Here is a 19,026-nt window from a genome sequence, read left to right as displayed (position 1 = left end):
TCACCATCTCGAGAGCCGTCTGTTCGGGAGCAGGTTTCTTCAACATGTCCCAGTGAATCATAAACCCCCGGATGTAGCCAGGGGTTTGTCAGCAGTCTGAGCCGGGCTGTGGCCCGGCTTTTCCCCGATGACTAACCGCTTCTACCAGCGATGATGGACGTAGGGCGCGATCATTCGTTCGTAGACATCGCGCGTCGCGTCCATCACGTCCGCGCCAAGAGGTGCGATGTCGGACGCTGCTGCATTGGCTGCAGCCTGCTCAGCATTGCGCGCGCCCGGAATGACGACGGTGACAGCCTCGTGCATGAGAATCCACCGCAGCGCGAACTGGGCCATGCTGGCGCCGGCGGGAACGAGCTTGCTGATTTCCTCGACAGCCTTCAAGCCGATCTCGAACGGTACTCCGGCAAATGTCTCGCCAACGTCGAAAGCCTCGCCGTGGCGATTGAAATTGCGGTGATCGTCGGCTGCAAAGGTTGTCTGGGAGTTGATCTTGCCGGAGAGCAGCCCGCTGGCAAGCGGGACTCGCGCGATCACAGCGACGCTGCGGCGCTTTGCCTCGGCGAAGAAGAGGCCGGCCGGGCGTTGGCGGAAGATGTTAAAGATGATCTGGACGCTCTCGACACCGGGATATTCGATGGCTTTGAGCGCCTCCTCGACCTTCTCGACGCTGACACCGTAGTGACCGATCTTGCCCGCGCGTTTCAGCTCATCGAGCGCGTCGAACAGGTCCGGTTGGTAATACGCATCCGTCGGCGGGCAGTGAAGTTGCACAAGGTCTAGCCGCTCTACGTCGAGATTTTTCAGCGAACGGTCGATGAAGGACTCCAGGTTGGCCTTGGTATAGCCTTGGGCGACATGCGGGTTGAGACGCCGTCCGGCTTTGGTGGCAACCATCGGGCGCCTTCCGCCGCGCGATTTCAGCACGTCCGCGATGATTCGTTCCGAACGTCCATCGCCGTAGACATCCGCGGTATCGACAAAGGTCATCCCGGAATCGAGCGCCGCGTTGAGAGCTGCCCTGCCATCGGCTTCGGACACTTCACCCCACGCCCCGCCGATCTGCCATGCACCGAAGCCGATATCACTGACTGTGAAGCCGGTTCGGCCAAATGAATGTTCTCGCATGAAATACTCTCCTTCTGCTGGCACGCTGCTACCAACTGGGGCTGGAGAGGACAAGGGCAAGGTTATCGGCCCAGAACTGGCGCGGGGAGGGAGGGCAGTCACAGCCGGCAGACAAAATAAAACCGCCCGTGCTTGAACGGGCGGTCGTCATCCTGAAGCGTCGATCTATTTCTCGGAATTGTCCGCTACGACGGTTAAACGCGGGCGCGAGGGGCGCCTGTCGCCGCTACCGGATTCGGACGTGTCCGACTCGCGAGACGGAGGTTCGCGGTCTTCCTTGTTTTCGCCGATGGCAATCAGGTCACCTGCGCCATCATAGTAGTATTTGCATGCCATTTCGATCTCTCGCTTTCCTTAGGGAGTGACATCCCCCATGTGGAAGCAAGCCTCTGACAAGCGAAATGTTCCGAATTAAGGCGCTATCGAGACTTTCTGTCGCGCCGGGCCTGCGGAACTCCCAACGCTAATGCACGTTCTTGTTTCGACAATTCACAAAGGAGTTTCATCATGCAGATCGTAGGTACGCAGGTTCACGAAGAAATGGGCGGTCGCCGCCTCACCGTCGAGTTCGTGGCCGAGGGCGGCGACGTGATCTCGGTGCAGCTGACGTGCGGCGAGTCGGACGACGTCAATCGCAACAACGCTGTGGAGAAGGCCAAGGTCATGCTTCTTCATGCCGCCTCGTTCGAGGAAGCAGAAAGCAACGGACAGCGCGTGCAGGAAGAGCTTTCCGCCCGCAGGGCAGGAGATGATCAGGAACTCGAAAGCCAGCTTGATGAGGGGCTTGAGGATACGTTTCCGGCTTCGGATCCGGTTTCCGCGTCCTACAGTTCAACGGCCGGCGCAAAGCACTAATGTATACGCAGCGGGCGCATGGAGAAGCTTGCGCCCGCCGAAACTGCCAAAGCCCGCCACTAATGCGATCTTACGAAGGGTAGATGGGGAAATGGTGGGCGATGAGAGACTCGAACTCCCGACATCCTCGGTGTAAACGAGGCGCTCTACCAACTGAGCTAATCGCCCGTTCGCGGTGCGGGTCTTCCCCGCCGCGTCGGTGGCAGTGATCTATGCGGATCGAAAAAAAACCGCAAGAGTGTTTCGTGAAGTTTTTCCGGTTTTTTTGAAAACTATTGGAAACGTCGACTCGGAAAGCGTGCCGCTGGGGCTATGATTGCGGGTCGGTGACCGGGGCGGAGTGGAAAACGCGCCCGCTCATCGAATTGTCTGTGATCGTGCTTGACACCAAAACACGAACGTCATAGTTAGCCGCTCATCGAACGGCCCAGCCGATCGACGGAGAGGGCGACGAGCCTTTTTGGGAAAATGCGGGTGTAGCTCAGTCGGTTAGAGTGCCGGCCTGTCACGCCGGAGGTCGCGGGTTCGAGCCCCGTCACTCGCGCCATCTCAATTCTCCATGACTTGCCTCCCACAAAATGGTTGGCTGTCGGATCGCGGGGACGCGGTCATAATGCGCGGGTGTAGCTCAGTCGGTTAGAGTGCCGGCCTGTCACGCCGGAGGTCGCGGGTTCGAGCCCCGTCACTCGCGCCACTTCTCCTCTTTGGATTTGGAAAATTATTGCTCCGCAAAGCAGTAATATACCGTTTGCCACGTCGGCATTTTTACGTCTTGATAAAGTCCGTCGGGTATCGGGTGATAAAGGCCTTGTTGGGCTTGCGCTGACTGCCTGCCTGCGCTAACCACGGCTCGTTGCAACTCTTCTTTCGGCTTGCCGACCTTAGGGTCAATCAAGAGTGCCGCCCGGCATTTTTAACGCAAGCAGGGATGGATATGATGACTGAAGTGCTCAGCTCCTACATTCCGATCGCAATCTTTATCGGCATTTCCCTGGTGATTGGAATAGCGCTGCTGGTTGCGCCGTTCGCCGTTGCCTTCAAGGCGCCCGATTCGGAAAAGCTTTCGGCCTACGAGTGCGGTTTCAATGCGTTCGACGATGCCCGCATGAAGTTCGACATTCGATTCTACCTTGTGTCGATTCTGTTCATCATCTTCGATCTTGAAGTCGCCTTCCTCTTTCCCTGGGCAGTGTCCTTTGGCGAAATCGGCTGGTTTGGTTTCTGGTCGATGATGGTCTTCCTTGCCGTTCTCACCATCGGCTTTATTTACGAGTGGAAGAAGGGAGCGCTGGAATGGGAATGACCGCTTCGGGCACAACAATGGTCGCGCCCCAGCCGAAGGGGATTATCGATCCCAACACCGGCAAGCCGATCGGATCGGATGACGCATTCTTCGGCGAGATCAATAACGAATTGGCCGACAAGGGGTTCCTTGTCACCTCCACCGATGAACTCATCAACTGGGCTCGCACCGGCTCTCTGATGTGGATGACGTTCGGTCTCGCATGTTGCGCGGTGGAAATGATGCAGCTGTCCATGCCGCGCTACGACGTCGAGCGCTTCGGTTTTGCTCCGCGCGCTTCGCCGCGCCAGTCCGATGTGATGATCGTCGCCGGCACGCTGACCAACAAGATGGCGCCCGCGCTCCGCAAGGTCTACGACCAGATGCCAGAGCCGCGTTACGTCATCTCGATGGGGTCGTGCGCGAATGGTGGCGGTTACTATCACTATTCCTATTCGGTCGTGCGCGGCTGCGATCGCGTCGTGCCGGTGGACATCTACGTTCCAGGCTGTCCCCCCACGGCGGAAGCCCTCCTTTACGGGGTGCTTCTGCTGCAGAAGAAGATCCGCCGCACCGGCACGATCGAGCGCTAAGGGAAGGGACTGACCGATATGAGCGAAGCCCTGAACGAGCTTGCCTCCTACCTGCAGGAAGTGCGCGGCAGCCTGATGACCTCTGCGGAGGTGAAGTTTGGTGAACTGACTCTGACGACCACCGCTGATAGGGTCATCGCGCTCCTTACCTTCCTGCGGGACGACGTGCAGTGTGGATTTGTCAATCTGATCGACATTTGCGGTGTCGATTATCCGAAGCGTGAAGATCGCTTCGACGTGGTCTACCATCTTTTGTCGCCGCGCCAGAATTTGCGCATCCGCGTCAAGGTTCCGACCTCCGAAGACAAGCCGGTGCCGTCCGCCTGTCCGGTGTTTCCGGGGGCCGACTGGTTCGAACGCGAAGCCTGGGACATGTACGGCATCATGTTCACCGAGCACCCGGACCTGCGCCGCATCTTGACGGACTACGGTTTCGAGGGGCACCCGCTGCGCAAGGATTTCCCGACGACCGGCTTCGTAGAGGTTCGCTATGACGATGCCGCCAAGCGCGTTATTTATGAGCCTGTCGAGTTGAAGCAGGAATTCCGTAATTTCGACTTCCTCTCGCCATGGGAAGGCACGGACTACGTGCTGCCCGGTGACGAAAAAGCGGCCAAGTGAGCGGAAGGGCAGCGACCATGACTGAACACAACGTCCGCAACTTCAACATCAACTTCGGCCCGCAACACCCGGCGGCGCACGGCGTTCTACGCTTGGTTCTTGAACTCGACGGCGAAATCGTCGAACGCGTCGATCCCCACATCGGCCTGCTGCATCGCGGCACCGAAAAGCTGATCGAGACGAAGACCTATCTGCAGGCTCTGCCGTACTTTGATCGCCTCGACTACGTCGCGCCGATGAACCAGGAGCATGCCTATTCGCTCGCCGTCGAGAAGCTTCTCGGCATCGAGATCCCGATTCGTGGCCAGTTGATCCGGGTGCTTTACTCGGAAATCGGCCGTATCCTGTCGCACCTTCTCAACGTAACCACTCAGGCGATGGACGTTGGCGCGCTCACACCGCCTCTGTGGGGCTTTGAAGAGCGTGAAAAACTCATGGTCTTCTATGAGCGTGCCTCGGGCTCCCGCATGCATGCGGCTTATGTTCGTCCGGGCGGAGTGCATCAGGATCTTCCGCCGGAGTTGGTCGAGGATATTGGCAAGTGGTGCGACGAGTTCCCTGCCAAACTTGACGACATCGAGGGCCTTCTGACCGATAACCGTATTTTCAAGCAGCGAAACGTCGACATTGGCGTCGTGTCTCTTGAAGATTGCTGGGCCTGGGGTTTCTCCGGCGTGATGGTTCGCGGTTCGGGCGCTGCCTGGGATCTTCGCCGTTCGCAGCCCTACGAGTGCTATTCCGAGCTCGATTTCGATATCCCCGTAGGAAAGAACGGCGACTGCTATGATCGCTATCTCATCCGCATGATCGAAATGCGCGAGTCGGTGAAGATCATGAAGCAGTGCGTGAACCGTCTACTTGGCGACGCGCGTGTCGGGCCGTTTTCATCACTCGATGGCAAGGTCGTTCCGCCGAAGCGCGGCGAGATGAAGCGCTCGATGGAAGGCCTGATCCACCACTTCAAACTCTACACCGAAGGCTACCACGTGCCTGCCGGCGAGGTTTATGCCGCTGTTGAAGCCCCGAAGGGCGAGTTCGGCGTCTATCTGGTGTCGGACGGAACCAACAAGCCGTATCGCTGCAAGATCCGCGCTCCGGGTTATGCCCACCTCCAGGCCATGGATTTCATGTGCCGGGGGCACCAGCTCGCCGACGTATCGGCGGTTCTTGGCTCGCTCGACATCGTGTTCGGAGAGGTGGATCGCTGATGCGCGTGGCGGCCCTGACGTTAGCAGTCTGCCTTGCCGCGAGCGCCGCGCTCGCGCAGGCCGTCAGCGGCTCGTCGGTGTCGTCCAGCGCTACGATGGCCACTCTGCTGGCCGACGGCTACGAGATCAAGGCCGCGGTGCCAAACGGCTCCAGCTTCGTCGTGTTTCTGCAGAAAGACAAGTCTGCCTATGCCTGCGAGTTCAACTCGGTAACGAGCTCGCGGTGCAGGTCCATAAACTAGAATAAGGCTCAAGAAGAATGTCCGTTCGTCGACTAGCCGAAGATCAGGTCCAGCCCGCCGGTTTTGCCTTCAGCGCGGAGAATGCAGCCTGGGCGGAAGCCACAATTCGCAAGTACCCCGAAGGCCGCGAGCAATCGGCGGTCATCCCGCTTCTGATGCGGGCGCAGGAACAGCAGGGCTGGGTTTCGCGCGCGGCGATCGAGTTCGTCGCCGAAAAGCTCGGGATGCCCTACATTCGCGTGCTCGAAGTCGCGACATTTTATACGCAGTTCCAGCTGAAGCCGGTTGGTACGCGTGCCCACGTACAGGTGTGCGGAACCACGCCCTGCATGCTTCGCGGCGCAGAAGACCTCATCAATGTCTGCAAGAAGAAGATCCACCATGATCCCTTCGAGCTGAACGCGGATGGAACATTGTCCTGGGAAGAGGTCGAGTGTCAGGGCGCCTGCGTCAATGCGCCGATGGTGATGATATTCAAGGACAGCTATGAGGACCTGACGGCCGAACAGCTCGAAGACATCATTGACAAGTTCCAGGCAGGCAAGGGAGCCGAGGTGAAGCCGGGCCCTCAGACGGACCGCATCTACTCCGCTCCCGCCGGTGGATTGACGTCGCTTCTCGAGGCCGACAAGCCGGTCTCGGCGAAACGCAAGGAAACGCCGGCGCCGGCCGCTGCTGTTCCGCCGGCCAACGCCGCCAAGCCTGTTACGCTGGCAGAAGAAACCAATCCGGCGCTGAAGACGCCAGCCGATGGCAAGTCCGCAACGCCATCCGGCCCCGCTGCCAAGCCCGCGCGCAAGGCGACGAAGCCGGCCAGCGACGAGGTTACTGGGCCGATATCCAATACGGCCGCCGCTGATTCCGCCGGTAAGGCCGCGAAGCCCGCCCAGCCATCGCTGGATGACAAAAATCGCCCCGCTGGCATCGAAAAGCCCGCGTCTCCGGACGACCTCAAGCTTATCTCGGGCGTCGGTCCGAAGATCGAGGGCATCCTCCACGAGCTTGGCATCTATACTTTTGCCCAGGTGGCGGGTTGGAAGAAGGCCGAGCGCGAATGGGTCGATAGCTACCTGAAATTCTCCGGTCGGATCGAGCGGGATGACTGGGTCAAGCAGGCGAAGGCCCTCGCCAAGGGCGGCGAGGCCGAATACATCAAGGTCTTCGGCAAGAAGCCGCGTTGAGAGGTAGATGGATATGTTGAAGGATCAGGATCGTATCTTTACCAATATCTACGGCCTCAAGGACAAATCCCTGAAAGGCGCCATGTCGCGCGGCCATTGGGATGGTACCAAGCAGCTTCTAGAGAAGGGTCGCGACTGGATTATCAACGAGGTCAAGGCCTCGGGTCTGCGTGGTCGCGGCGGCGCCGGCTTCCCGACCGGTCTGAAGTGGTCCTTCATGCCGAAGGAATCCGATGGCCGTCCGCATTATCTCGTCGTCAATGCCGATGAATCGGAGCCCGGCACCTGCAAGGACCGTGACATCATGCGCCACGATCCGCATACCCTGATCGAGGGCTGCGTGATCGCGTCCTTCGCGATGGGTGCTCATCATGCCTACATTTACGTGCGCGGTGAATTTATGCGCGAGCGCGAGGCGCTCCAGGCCGCGATCGACGAATGCTATGACTATGGCCTTCTGGGCAAGAACAACAAGCTCGGCTACGACATCGACATCATCGTGCATCACGGTGCAGGCGCCTACATCTGCGGTGAGGAAACTGCGCTGCTCGAAAGCCTGGAAGGCAAGAAGGGGCAGCCGCGTCTAAAGCCGCCGTTCCCGGCGAACATGGGTCTCTACGGCTGTCCGACGACCGTCAATAACGTTGAGTCGATCGCCGTGACCCCGACGATCCTGCGTCGTGGCGCCGGTTGGTATTCGAGCTTCGGCCGGGCCAACAATGCCGGCACCAAGCTTTATTCGATCTCTGGCCACGTCAATCGGCCGTGCACGGTCGAAGAAGCCATGTCCATCCCGTTCCACGAACTGATCGAGAAGCATTGCGGCGGCATCCGTGGCGGCTGGGACAATCTGTTGGCCGTCATTCCTGGCGGTTCCTCGGTTCCGTGCGTGCCGGGCGCCCAGATGAAGGACGCCATCATGGACTATGATGGCCTGCGCGAGCTGGGATCCGGTCTCGGCACGGCTGCCGTCATCGTCATGGACAAGTCGACAGATATCGTAAAGGCGATCTGGCGTCTCTCGGCCTTCTACAAGCACGAAAGCTGCGGCCAGTGCACGCCGTGCCGCGAAGGCACCGGCTGGATGATGCGCGTCATGGAGCGCATGGTGAAGGGCAATGCGCAGAAGCGCGAGATCGACATGCTGTTCCAGGTGACCAAGCAGGTCGAGGGCCACACGATCTGCGCTCTCGGCGACGCGGCAGCTTGGCCGATCCAGGGTCTCATCAAGCATTTCCGTCCGGAAATGGAGGCTCGTATCGATCAGTATACACGTAACGCCATGGCGCATGGCGTGGTGATGGAAGCAGCCGAATAGGCTAGGCCGATAGGGCGGGCAAATGGGCAAGGCGAAGGACAGAAGCGGGGAGGGACGACCGGTCGAACCGGTTGAAGCTTCTCGTGCGCCCGACGCTCTGCCGGAGATGGCAGCGCTTCCGCTCCATCCGCTTCTCGCTCACCCGACGGCTGCTTTCATGGCGGCCACGGCAGTCGGTTTCGGCGTGGCGAGCCAGTTGGCGGGTGTCATGCTCGGCGCGTTCCAGAGCGCCGTCGATGCCAGCAACCGGGCGGCGCGTGACGCCAATGCTTACGATCAGCCTGAGGCTGAAGCCGGGACGCTCTCGCGCGAACAGGAACGGGTTGAGGCGCAGCCGGAGACTGAGACTGAGATAGTTAAATCCAAGACTGTCTCGCCAAAGGCTGCGGCAGGAAAGACGGCGGCAAAGACCTCGCGAAAGCCTGTGGCGAAACCAAAGGCCGTTGCGAGACGCAAGGCGACCAGACCGGACGATTTGAAAAAGATCGCCGGTATTGGCCCGAAAGCCGAGCAGGTCCTGAACGCTCGGGGCATGGTTCGGTACGCGGACATCGCGGCATTGACCGAAGCGGAGGCGGCGCGTCTCGACAGCGAGCTCGGCTTCGGCGGCAGGATCGGCCGGGACGACTGGGTTGGTCAGGCCAAGACATTGGCGGGTGGAAAGCCATGATGGTGGACACCGGCAGGAAAGAATTAGGAGCTCAAACTTCGGCGGACCTGAAAAACAGAGTATTCGCAGGAGTTTGGCTCGGAGAATTGAACAAACACGGCAACGGCGGGCGGTCAGAGGATCGCGCGCAGCTGTCCTCCCGGCAGTCGCGGTGTGCGTGAGACAGGAAGGCGAATATGGCAAAGCTGAAGGTCGACGGTAAGGAAATCGAGGTTCCGGATCATTTCACGCTGCTGCAGGCGTGTGAGGAGGCCGGTGCCGAGGTTCCGCGTTTCTGTTTCCATGAGCGGCTTTCGGTCGCCGGCAACTGCCGTATGTGTCTGGTCGAGGTAAAGGGCGGCCCGCCAAAGCCGGCAGCATCTTGCGCCATGGGTGTGCGTGATATTCGCGGCGGCCCGAACGGCGAATTGCCGGAGGTCTACACCAACACGCCGATGGTCAAGAAGGCCCGTGAAGGCGTGATGGAGTTTCTGCTGATCAACCATCCGCTGGATTGCCCGATCTGCGATCAGGGTGGCGAATGCGACCTCCAGGACCAGGCGATGGCTTTCGGTATCGATAGCTCCCGCTATACCGAGAACAAGCGCGCCGTCGAGGACAAGTATATCGGCCCCCTGGTCAAGACCGTGATGAACCGCTGCATCCACTGCACGCGTTGCGTCCGCTTCACCACCGAAGTGGCGGGCATTGCCGAACTCGGTCTGATCGGCCGCGGCGAAGATGCCGAAATCACCACCTATCTTGAGCAGGCGATGACGTCGGAACTGCAGGGGAACGTTGTTGATCTCTGCCCGGTCGGCGCTCTCACGTCCAAGCCCTTCGCCTTCACCGCCCGTCCGTGGGAACTCGGCAAGACCGAATCGATCGACGTCATGGACGCGCTTGGTTCGGCGATCCGTGTCGACACCCGCGGTCGCGAAGTGATGCGCATCATGCCGCGCGTCAACGAGGAGATCAACGAAGAGTGGATCTCCGACAAGAGCCGCTTCGTCTGGGACGGCCTGAAGACGCAGCGCCTCGACCGGCCTTACGTCCGCAAGGGCGGCAAGCTGCAGCCGGCCACCTGGGGCGAGGCGTTTGCGGCGATCAAGTCTGCCGTAGCAGCGACTTCAGGATCGAAGATCGCCGCCGTTGCCGGCGATATGGCTTCGGTCGAGGAAATGTATGCGCTGAAGGAACTGCTGGCCGCGCTCGGCTCGACCAGCATTGACTGCCGCCAGGACGGAACGCTTGTCGATCCGTCGCTCGGTCGCGCCAGCTATCTGTTCAACCCGACGATCGCCGGTATCGAGTCTGCCGATGCGCTGCTGATCATCGGCTCCAATCCGCGCTTCGAGGCGGCTGTTCTCAACGCCCGCATTCGCAAGCGCTGGCGCCGTGGTGGCTTCCCGATCGGCGTGATCGGTGAAGGCGGCGAACTGCGCTACGAATACGAATATCTCGGCGCAGGCGCGGATACGCTGTCCGCTGTCGTCGGCGGCAAGAACAGCTTCGCCGAAAAGCTCCAGGCCGCCCAGCGTCCTATGATCATCGTCGGCCAAGGTGCGCTAACGGGTGAGGATGGCGCGGCGGTTCTTGCCAATGCCGCGAAGCTCGCTCAGTCAGTCGGCGCCGTTGCCGAAGGCTGGAACGGTTTCGCCGTCCTGCACACCGCAGCCTCTCGCGTTGGCGGGCTCGATCTCGGCTTCGTCCCGGGCGAGGGCGGTCTGACCGCGGCCGACGCGCTTGCCTCGTCCGATGTGCTCTTCCTGCTCGGTGCCGATGAACTCGACTTTTCGAAGAAGGGTGCGAAGTTCACGGTCTATATCGGCAGCCACGGCGATGCGGGCGCACACAATGCCGACGTCATCCTTCCCGGCGCTGCCTACACCGAGAAGTCGGGCACCTGGGTCAACACCGAAGGTCGCGTCCAGATGGGCAACCGCGCCGGTTTCGCGCCGGGCGAGGCCCGCGAGGATTGGGCGATCATCCGTGCACTTTCGGACGTGCTCGGGAAAAAATTGCCCTTTGATTCGCTCGGCGCGCTTCGTGCAACGCTGTACGCGAAGTACCCGCATTTCGCCGAGTTGGACGAAATCGCTGCCGGCAATTCCGGGGATATTGCCGCACTTGCGAAAAAAGCCGGGAAGTTGGGCAAATCCGGATTTGCGTCTCCGGTAAAAGACTTCTATTTGACGAACCCGATAGCACGCGCTTCGGCCGTCATGGCCGAATGCTCGGCTCTGGCGCGGAACAATTTCAAGGCTGCGGCGGAATAAGGGCAGGGGATTATGGACTCGTTCGTTTCAACCTATCTCTGGCCGGCGCTGATCATGGTGGGGCAGTCTGTCCTTCTGCTCGTCTGTCTGCTGGTTTTCATCGCCTACATCCTGCTTGCGGACCGCAAGATCTGGGCGGCGGTGCAACTGCGTCGCGGCCCGAACGTTGTCGGTCCCTTCGGCCTGTTCCAGTCCTTTGCCGACCTTTTGAAGTTCGTCTTCAAGGAGCCGATCATTCCGGCGGGCGCAAACAAGGGCGTATTCCTTCTTGCTCCGCTTGTTGCCGTTACTCTGGCGCTTGCGACCTGGGCGGTGATCCCGCTCTCGGATGGCTGGGTAATCGCCAACATCAACGTCGGCATCCTGTACGTCTTCGCCATTTCCTCACTTGAGGTTTACGGCATCATCATGGGCGGCTGGGCGTCGAACTCGAAATACCCGTTCCTCGGCGCGCTTCGCTCTGCCGCGCAGATGGTCTCCTATGAAGTGTCGATCGGCTTCGTTATCGTGACCGTCCTGCTTTGCGTGGGGTCGCTGAACCTGACCGATATCGTGAACGCCCAGAGCGACGGCCTCGGCACCATGCTCGGCCTGCCGGCCTCGTTCCTCGACTGGCATTGGCTGGCGCTATTCCCGATGTTCATCATTTTCTTCATTTCGGCTTTGGCCGAAACGAACCGCCCGCCCTTCGACCTTCCGGAAGCGGAATCCGAACTCGTTGCCGGCTTCATGGTCGAGTATGGCTCGACCCCCTACATGATGTTCATGCTCGGCGAATATGCTGCCATCTGTTTGATGTGCGCGCTGACGACGATCCTCTTCCTCGGCGGCTGGCTGCCTCCGGTTGATATCGCGATCCTCAACTGGGTCCCCGGCATCATCTGGTTCGTGCTCAAGGCGTCGCTCGTGTTCTTCATGTTCGCGATGGTGAAGGCCTTCGTCCCGCGCTACCGCTATGACCAACTGATGCGTCTCGGCTGGAAGGTCTTCCTTCCGCTGTCTCTCGCCATGGTCGTCATTGTTGCATTCGTGCTGAAACTGGCGGGTTGGGCCTGATCATGGCCCACCTGTCGATCAGCGGATTTGGAGGTTGAAGATGGCTGGTGTTGCTCAGGCTATCAATTCCCTGTTCCTGAAGGAGTTCGTCGGCGCCTTCTTCCTGTCGATGCGCTACTTCTTCACGCCCAAGGCCACGATCAACTACCCGTTCGAGAAGGGCCCGGTTTCGCCACGCTTCCGTGGTGAACACGCACTGCGCCGCTATCCGAATGGCGAGGAGCGTTGCATCGCCTGCAAGCTCTGCGAGGCGATCTGTCCTGCCCAGGCCATTACCATCGAGGCGGGTCCGCGTAGAAACGACGGCACCCGCCGCACGGTCCGTTACGATATCGACATGGTGAAGTGCATTTACTGCGGCTTCTGCCAGGAAGCCTGCCCGGTCGATGCGATCGTGGAAGGTCCGAATTTCGAATTCGCGACGGAAACACGCGAAGAACTCTACTTCAACAAGGAGCGGCTCCTGGAGAACGGGGACCGTTGGGAGCGGGAAATCGCGCGTAACATCGCGATGGACGCCCCGTATCGCTGAGAATTCAGCGAAACCGTCCTGGCGCTGAAGCGGCGGGTCGGAACTTGGAACCGAGGCACCCGGCCGTTGGGGATAGCGGCTTTGGGACGCCAGTCGGATTGCGGCACCTCCTCGCCGCATCCGGGGGAAGATGAAAAGGCACGACGATGGGTCTGCAGGCACTATTTTTCTATCTCTTCGCCATTGTCGCGGTGGCGTCGGCATTCATGGTCATCTCGGCAAGGAACCCGGTCCACTCGGTCCTGTTCCTCATCCTGACCTTCTTCAATGCCGCCGGTCTTTTCCTGCTCACGGGTGCCGAGTTCCTGGCGATGATTCTCCTCGTCGTTTATGTCGGCGCGGTGGCGGTTCTCTTCCTCTTCGTGGTGATGATGCTGGACATCGATTTCACCGAATTGAGGGCAGGGGCGCTGAAATATGCTCCGGTCGGCGCGTTGATCGGCCTCATCGTGGCGGCTGAACTGGTCTTCGTGATTGGCGGTAGCACGCTTTCGCCGGAGGCACTGAACGCGATCAAGATGCCGATCCCCGCGGCGGCCGAGCGGACCAACACGGCGGCTCTAGGCGACGTGCTTTACACCAACTACGTCTATTTCTTCCAGATCGCCGGCCTCGTGCTGCTGGTCGCGATGATCGGCGCCATCGTGCTGACGCTCCGCCACCGGCAGAACATCAAGCGGCAGGATATCTCCCAGCAGGTTGCCCGTACGCCGGCGACCGCCGTGAAGGTGGTCAAGGTCAAGCCGGGCCAGGGCGTCTGAGGCAGCGGAAAGGTCAAGGAACAAGAATATGGAAATCGGTCTTTCCCACTACCTGACGGTCAGCGCCATCCTCTTCACACTCGGCGTCTTCGGCATTTTCCTCAACCGCAAGAACGTCATCGTCATCCTGATGTCGGTCGAACTGATCCTGCTCGCGGTGAACATCAACATGGTGGCCTTTTCGGCCTTCCTCAACGACATCGTCGGTCAGGTCTTTGCCCTGTTCATCCTCACGGTGGCGGCCGCGGAAGCCGCGATCGGTCTCGCGATCCTCGTTGTCTTCTATCGCAACCGCGGTTCGATCGCCGTGGAAGACGTCAATATGATGAAGGGCTGATACGGCTATGCTTATCTACAAGGCTATTGTCTTTCTGCCGCTGATCGGTTCGATCATTGCTGGCCTTTTCGGACGCCAGATTGGCGCCAAGGCGTCGGAGTATATCACCACGGGCCTGATGATCATCGCGGCCGCGCTGTCGTGGGTTGTCTTCATCAATGTCGGCCTCGGTCACGGCGAAGGCCACGAAGTCATCAAGGTCTCGGTACTGCGCTGGATCCAGTCCGGCGGCATCGACGTCGAGTGGTCGCTGCGTATCGACACGCTGACAGCCGTCATGCTGGTCGTGGTCAACAGCGTGTCGACGCTCGTTCACCTCTATTCGATTGGCTACATGCATCACGATCCGCATCGGCCGCGCTTCTTCTCCTACCTGTCGCTGTTCACCTTCGCCATGCTCATGCTGGTGACGTCCGACAACCTGCTGCAGATGTTCTTCGGCTGGGAAGGCGTGGGTCTGGCGTCGTATCTGCTGATCGGTTTCTGGTTTAAGAAGCCGTCGGCCAACGCAGCCGCGATGAAAGCCTTCATCGTCAACCGCGTCGGTGACTTTGGCTTCATCCTGGGTATCTCCGGCGTCTTCGTGTTGTTTGGTTCGATTAATTTCGAAACCATCTTCGCTGCCGCGCAATCCTACCTGCCGGCGGAGGGTGCCGAAGCCGGCGAGGCGGTCATCAACCTCTTCGGTATGAGCCTCGACAAGGGACATGCGATCACGGCTGTCTGCCTGCTGCTCTTCATGGGCGCCATGGGCAAGTCCGCGCAGTTCCTGCTGCACACCTGGTTGCCGGACGCGATGGAAGGCCCGACCCCGGTGTCGGCGCTCATCCACGCCGCGACCATGGTTACCGCCGGCGTCTTCCTCGTCGCCCGCATGTCGCCGTTGTTCGAACTGTCGCCCGATGCGCTGACCTTCGTGACTATCATCGGCGCGATCACGGCCTTCTTTGCGGCGACAGTGGGTCTCGTTCAGAACGATATCAAGCGCGTCATCGCCTATTCGACCTGCTCGCAGCTCGGCTACATGTTCGTGGCGCTGGGTCTGGGCGCCTATGGCGCCGCCATCTTCCACCTCTTCACGCACGCCTTCTTCAAGGCGCTTCTGTTCCTTGGCGCCGGCTCGGTTATCCATGCCGTCGACGGCGAGCAGGACATGCGCTACATGGGCGGCCTTCGGAAGCACATTCCTTGGACGTTCGCGGCGATGACTGTTGGAACCCTCGCTCTGACGGGTGTCGGTATTCCCGGGACGATGATCGGCTTTGCCGGCTTCTTCTCGAAGGACGTGATCATCGAATCCGCCTACGCGTCGCATTCGTCGGTCGCTGGCTTCGCCTTCGCTCTGCTCGTGATAGCCGCGCTGTTCACAAGTTTCTACTCCTGGCGTCTGGCGTTCCTGACGTTCTTCGGCAAGCCACGGGCCTCCGCCGATGTCATGCACCATGTTCATGAATCGCCGATGGTCATGCTCTTCCCGCTGGCCCTTCTCACCGTCGGTGCCGTGCTGGCAGGTCTTGTCTTCGAAGGTTACTTCTTCGGCCATCACTATGACGAATTCTGGAAGGGCGCGTTGTTTACGCTGCCGGAAAACGAGATTCTGGAAGAGTTCCACCACGTGCCGGTCTGGGTGAAGTGGAGCCCCTTCGCGGCGATGCTGATCGGTTTCCTGACGGCCTGGTACATGTACATCAAGTCGCCTGAAACGCCGAAGGTCCTCGCCCGCCAGCACCACGTGCTCTACCAGTTCCTGCTGAACAAGTGGTACTTCGACGAACTGTACGACTTCCTGTTCGTCCGCTCGGCCAAGGCGCTCGGCTACTTCTTCTGGAAGAAGGGTGACGTCGGCGTCATCGACACCTACGGCCCGAATGGCGTGGCTGACGCGGTCACCTCGACGACGCAGCGTATCGTCCGCCTGCAGTCCGGTTACCTTTATCATTATGCCTTCGCGATGCTGATCGGCATCGCCGCCCTTGTTACCTGGATGATGCTCGGGAGTTCCCTCTGATGACCGCTTGGCCCATTCTCTCGACGGTCACGTTCCTGCCGCTCGTCGGCGTGCTGCTTCTGCTTCTGACGCGTGACGACACCAACCTCGGCAAGCGCAACGTCAAGAATGTCGCGTTGCTGACGACGGTCTTCACCTTCGTCGTTTCTCTGTTCGTCTGGCTCGGTTTCGATAACGCCAATCCGGGCTTCCAGATGGTGGAGAAGCATGAGTGGCTGAACACGGGCATCTCCTATCACGTCGGAGTCGACGGCATCTCGATGCTGTTCGTTATCCTGACGACGTTCCTGATGCCCTTCTGCATCCTGGCGAGCTGGTTCTCGATCGAGAAGCGCATCAAGGACTACATGATCGCCTTCCTGCTGCTCGAGACGCTGATGATTGGCGTGTTCGTGTCGCTAGACATTGTGCTGTTCTACGTCTTCTTCGAAGCCGGCCTGATCCCGATGTTCATCATCATAGGTGTCTGGGGTGGCAAGGATCGCGTCTACGCGTCCTACAAGTTCTTCCTCTACACGCTGCTCGGTTCGGTCCTGATGCTGCTCGCCATCATGGCGATGTACTGGGAAGCCGGCACGACCGATATCACACAGCTTCTGACGCACCAGTTCCCGGCTGGCATGCAGACATGGCTGTGGCTTGCCTTCTTCGCTTCCTTTGCGGTGAAGATGCCGATGTGGCCGGTGCACACCTGGCTTCCGGATGCGCACGTGCAGGCACCGACTGCGGGCTCGATGATTCTCGCGGGCATCCTGCTGAAGCTCGGCGGCTACGGCTTCCTGCGCTTCTCGCTGCCGATGTTCCCGCTGGCATCGGATTATTTCGCGCCCTTCGTCTTCACGCTCTCGGTCATCGCGATCATCTACACGTCGCTCGTCGCCCTGATGCAGGAGGATATGAAGAAGGTCATCGCCTATTCGTCCGTCGCCCATATGGGCTACGTCACGATGGGCACGTTTGCGGCCAACGCGCAGGGCGTTCAGGGCGCCATCTTCCAGATGATCAGCCACGGCTTCGTCTCGGCCGCGCTCTTCTTCTGCGTTGGCGTTATCTACGACCGCCTTCACACCCGTGATATCGCGGCCTATGGCGGCCTGGCGAACAACATGCCGAAATATGCCGTCGCTTTCATGATCTTCACGATGGCGAACGTCGGCCTTCCGGGCACCTCCGGTTTCGTCGGCGAGTTCCTGACCCTGATCGGCGTCTTCCGCGCCAACACCTGGGTGGCGCTCTTCGCGGCTACGGGCGTGATCCTCTCGGCAGGCTACTCGCTCTGGCTCTATCGCCGCGTGGTGTTCGGGGCTCTTGAGAAGGAAAGCCTCAAGGCCATGCTCGACCTCAGTGGCCGGGAAAAGCTCATCCTCTACCCGCTGATCGCGCTGACCATCCTCTTCGGCGTCTATCCGGCTCCGATCTTCGATGCGACGGCGGCTTCGGTCGATCTCTTGATCAACAACTATACGGCTGCATTGCAGGCGGCGCAGAACGTTGCGCTCACGGTGAACTGACGACAGGACCCATTGGACATGACCGCAGAAACTCTCGTTGCTAGCCTGCATCTGATCGCGCCGGAGCTGATCCTCGCGGTTGGCGCCATGGTTCTCCTGATGATCGGCGTCTTCTCTGGCGAGAAGTCGGCGACGACAGTCACCGGGCTCGCCGTTGCGCTCCTCATCGCCTCCGGGATGTGGATGCTGCTGGTTCCCGCGCAGGGCGAGGCCTTTGGCGGCGCCTATGTCGCGGATGGCTTCGGGACCTTCATGAAGGTCCTGGCACTCGTCGGCTCCATCACCGCCATGATCATGGCCGTCGGACATGCCCGCTTCGACCATCTCGACAAGTTCGAGTTCCCGGTCCTGCTGGTGCTGGCGACCCTCGGCGTCATGCTGATGATCTCCGCCAACGACATGATATCGCTCTACCTGTCGCTCGAGCTGCAGTCGCTGGCGCTGTATGTCGTCGCCGCAATCAACCGTGACAGCCTTCGGTCAACCGAAGCAGGCCTGAAGTATTTCGTACTCGGTGCTCTGTCGTCGGGCATGCTGCTTTACGGCATGTCGCTGATCTACGGCTTCACGGGCAATACCGGTTTCGACGAGATCGCACGCGTTCTGACCTCTGGCGAGCCGCAGCTTGGCTTTATCTTCGGTCTCGTGTTCGTTCTCGCCGGCCTTGCGTTCAAGATTTCGGCCGTTCCCTTCCACATGTGGACGCCGGACGTGTACGAGGGCGCGCCGACGCCGGTCACCGCATTCCTGGCCGCCGCGCCCAAGGTCGGCGCGATGGCGATCCTTGTGCGGATCGTGATCGAAGCCTTCCAGCCGGTGTTTGCCGAGTGGCAGCAAATCGTCGTCTTCATTTCAATCGCCTCCATGGTGCTCGGTTCGTTCGCCGCGATCGGCCAGCGCAACATCAAGCGCCTGATGGCATACTCCTCGATCGGACACATGGGCTACGCGCTCGTCGGCCTGGCCGCCGGCTCGAAAACCGGCGTGTCCGGCGTGATACTCTACATGCTGATCTATCTCGTCATGACGCTCGGCACCTTTGCCTGCATCATGGCGATGCGCCGCAAGGAAGGCGGCAATGTAGAGAACATCGAAGATCTGGCCGGCCTTTCGACGACCAAGCCGTTCATGGCAGTGGTTCTGACCGCCCTGATGTTCTCGCTCGCTGGCATTCCGCCACTCGCCGGTTTCTTCGGAAAGTACTTCGTCTTCATCGCGGCGATCGAAGCCAAGCTTTATGCGCTGGCCATCATCGGCGTACTCGCTTCGGTCGTTGGCGCTTATTACTACCTGCGCATCGTCAAGGTCATGTGGTTTGACGAAGCGAGCGGCGAGTTCGCGCGTATCGCAGGTGAACTGCGTCTTGTCTTCGGCCTCTCCGGCGTGTTTGTCATCGGTTACGTCCTGTTCGGCGGTCCGATCGGCAATGCGGCTGACGTCGCCGCCCAGTCGCTCTTCTATTGAG

Annotated in this window: 18 protein-coding genes and 3 tRNA genes; 19 read left to right on the top strand and 2 right to left on the bottom strand. The window is 60.1% G+C overall.

The genetic code is table 11. The annotated features are described in order from the left end of the window. Nucleotides 1-141: 141 nt before the first annotated feature. Complete coding sequence (locus J5J10_RS10095; RefSeq protein WP_211929769.1) at nucleotides 142-1,128, bottom strand: aldo/keto reductase; 987 nt, start codon at nucleotides 1,126-1,128, stop codon at nucleotides 142-144. A gap of 507 nt (nucleotides 1,129-1,635) precedes the next feature. Here J5J10_RS10095 and J5J10_RS10090 point away from each other — a divergent pair. Beyond that, complete coding sequence (locus J5J10_RS10090) at nucleotides 1,636-1,983, top strand: hypothetical protein (protein WP_211929768.1); 348 nt, start codon at nucleotides 1,636-1,638, stop codon at nucleotides 1,981-1,983. A 92-nt stretch (nucleotides 1,984-2,075) separates the two neighbouring features. On the opposite strand, the gene J5J10_RS10085 is transcribed toward J5J10_RS10090, so the two are convergent. Continuing rightward, nucleotides 2,076-2,151, bottom strand: a tRNA-Val gene (locus J5J10_RS10085). Nucleotides 2,152-2,453: 302 nt separating this feature from the next. Between J5J10_RS10085 and J5J10_RS10080 the strand changes: the two genes are divergently transcribed. The 18 genes from J5J10_RS10080 to nuoN all read left to right on the top strand — a co-directional run bounded on the left by J5J10_RS10080 (nucleotide 2,454) and on the right by nuoN (nucleotide 19,025). Next, nucleotides 2,454-2,530, top strand: a tRNA-Asp gene (locus J5J10_RS10080). A gap of 70 nt (nucleotides 2,531-2,600) precedes the next feature. After that, nucleotides 2,601-2,677, top strand: a tRNA-Asp gene (locus tag J5J10_RS10075). A gap of 243 nt (nucleotides 2,678-2,920) precedes the next feature. Further along, nucleotides 2,921-3,286, top strand: a complete 366-nt coding sequence (locus J5J10_RS10070) for an NADH-quinone oxidoreductase subunit A (protein WP_211929767.1) — start codon at nucleotides 2,921-2,923, stop codon at nucleotides 3,284-3,286. Further along, nucleotides 3,277-3,858, top strand: coding sequence for an NADH-quinone oxidoreductase subunit B (locus J5J10_RS10065; RefSeq protein ID WP_208549248.1), 582 nt, complete (start codon nucleotides 3,277-3,279; stop codon nucleotides 3,856-3,858). Before J5J10_RS10070 ends, J5J10_RS10065 begins: the two co-directional genes overlap by 10 nt. Before the next feature lie 18 nt (nucleotides 3,859-3,876). After that, entirely contained in the window at nucleotides 3,877-4,479 is a 603-nt protein-coding gene (locus J5J10_RS10060; RefSeq protein ID WP_211929766.1) for an NADH-quinone oxidoreductase subunit C, read from the top strand. A gap of 17 nt (nucleotides 4,480-4,496) precedes the next feature. Further along, nucleotides 4,497-5,687, top strand: coding sequence for an NADH-quinone oxidoreductase subunit D (locus J5J10_RS10055; RefSeq protein ID WP_208549250.1), 1,191 nt, complete (start codon nucleotides 4,497-4,499; stop codon nucleotides 5,685-5,687). Continuing rightward, nucleotides 5,687-5,929 (top strand): hypothetical protein, encoded by a 243-nt coding sequence (locus J5J10_RS10050; RefSeq protein ID WP_208549251.1) that lies wholly within the window; start codon nucleotides 5,687-5,689, stop codon nucleotides 5,927-5,929. The genes J5J10_RS10055 and J5J10_RS10050 overlap by 1 nt, the downstream gene beginning before the upstream one ends. Nucleotides 5,930-5,946: 17 nt before the next feature. Next, the gene (gene nuoE, locus J5J10_RS10045) at nucleotides 5,947-7,110 is read left to right on the top strand and encodes an NADH-quinone oxidoreductase subunit NuoE (protein WP_211929765.1); all 1,164 of its coding nucleotides are present in this window, start codon (nucleotides 5,947-5,949) and stop codon (nucleotides 7,108-7,110) included. 13 nt (nucleotides 7,111-7,123) lie between these two features. Next, complete coding sequence (gene nuoF / locus J5J10_RS10040; protein WP_211931200.1) at nucleotides 7,124-8,428, top strand: NADH-quinone oxidoreductase subunit NuoF; 1,305 nt, start codon at nucleotides 7,124-7,126, stop codon at nucleotides 8,426-8,428. 22 nt (nucleotides 8,429-8,450) lie between these two features. Further along, entirely contained in the window at nucleotides 8,451-9,098 is a 648-nt protein-coding gene (locus J5J10_RS10035; protein ID WP_211929764.1) for a 5' DNA nuclease, read from the top strand. 176 nt (nucleotides 9,099-9,274) lie between these two features. Beyond that, the gene (gene nuoG / locus J5J10_RS10030; RefSeq protein ID WP_211929763.1) at nucleotides 9,275-11,356 is read left to right on the top strand and encodes an NADH-quinone oxidoreductase subunit NuoG; all 2,082 of its coding nucleotides are present in this window, start codon (nucleotides 9,275-9,277) and stop codon (nucleotides 11,354-11,356) included. Between the two features lie 12 nt (nucleotides 11,357-11,368). Further along, nucleotides 11,369-12,412: an NADH-quinone oxidoreductase subunit NuoH gene (nuoH, locus tag J5J10_RS10025; protein WP_208549255.1), complete on the top strand. Its 1,044-nt coding sequence runs from the start codon at nucleotides 11,369-11,371 to the stop codon at nucleotides 12,410-12,412. A gap of 40 nt (nucleotides 12,413-12,452) precedes the next feature. Continuing rightward, the gene (gene nuoI, locus J5J10_RS10020) at nucleotides 12,453-12,944 is read left to right on the top strand and encodes an NADH-quinone oxidoreductase subunit NuoI (protein WP_208549256.1); all 492 of its coding nucleotides are present in this window, start codon (nucleotides 12,453-12,455) and stop codon (nucleotides 12,942-12,944) included. 146 nt (nucleotides 12,945-13,090) lie between these two features. Continuing rightward, complete coding sequence (locus tag J5J10_RS10015) at nucleotides 13,091-13,705, top strand: NADH-quinone oxidoreductase subunit J (RefSeq protein WP_211929762.1); 615 nt, start codon at nucleotides 13,091-13,093, stop codon at nucleotides 13,703-13,705. Between the two features lie 28 nt (nucleotides 13,706-13,733). Then, entirely contained in the window at nucleotides 13,734-14,042 is a 309-nt protein-coding gene (nuoK, locus tag J5J10_RS10010) for an NADH-quinone oxidoreductase subunit NuoK (RefSeq protein ID WP_211929761.1), read from the top strand. A 7-nt stretch (nucleotides 14,043-14,049) separates the two neighbouring features. After that, nucleotides 14,050-16,050, top strand: a complete 2,001-nt coding sequence (nuoL, locus tag J5J10_RS10005; RefSeq protein WP_211929760.1) for an NADH-quinone oxidoreductase subunit L — start codon at nucleotides 14,050-14,052, stop codon at nucleotides 16,048-16,050. Next, nucleotides 16,050-17,561: an NADH-quinone oxidoreductase subunit M gene (locus J5J10_RS10000; protein WP_208549260.1), complete on the top strand. Its 1,512-nt coding sequence runs from the start codon at nucleotides 16,050-16,052 to the stop codon at nucleotides 17,559-17,561. The genes nuoL and J5J10_RS10000 overlap by 1 nt, the downstream gene beginning before the upstream one ends. Before the next feature lie 18 nt (nucleotides 17,562-17,579). After that, nucleotides 17,580-19,025: an NADH-quinone oxidoreductase subunit NuoN gene (gene nuoN, locus J5J10_RS09995; protein ID WP_208549261.1), complete on the top strand. Its 1,446-nt coding sequence runs from the start codon at nucleotides 17,580-17,582 to the stop codon at nucleotides 19,023-19,025. Nucleotide 19,026 lies beyond the last annotated feature (1 nt).

It is taken from the genome of Ciceribacter sp. L1K23 (assembly GCF_018122705.1).
Classification (GTDB): domain Bacteria; phylum Pseudomonadota; class Alphaproteobacteria; order Rhizobiales; family Rhizobiaceae; genus Allorhizobium.
This window is presented reverse-complemented; position numbering and strand designations above follow the sequence as displayed.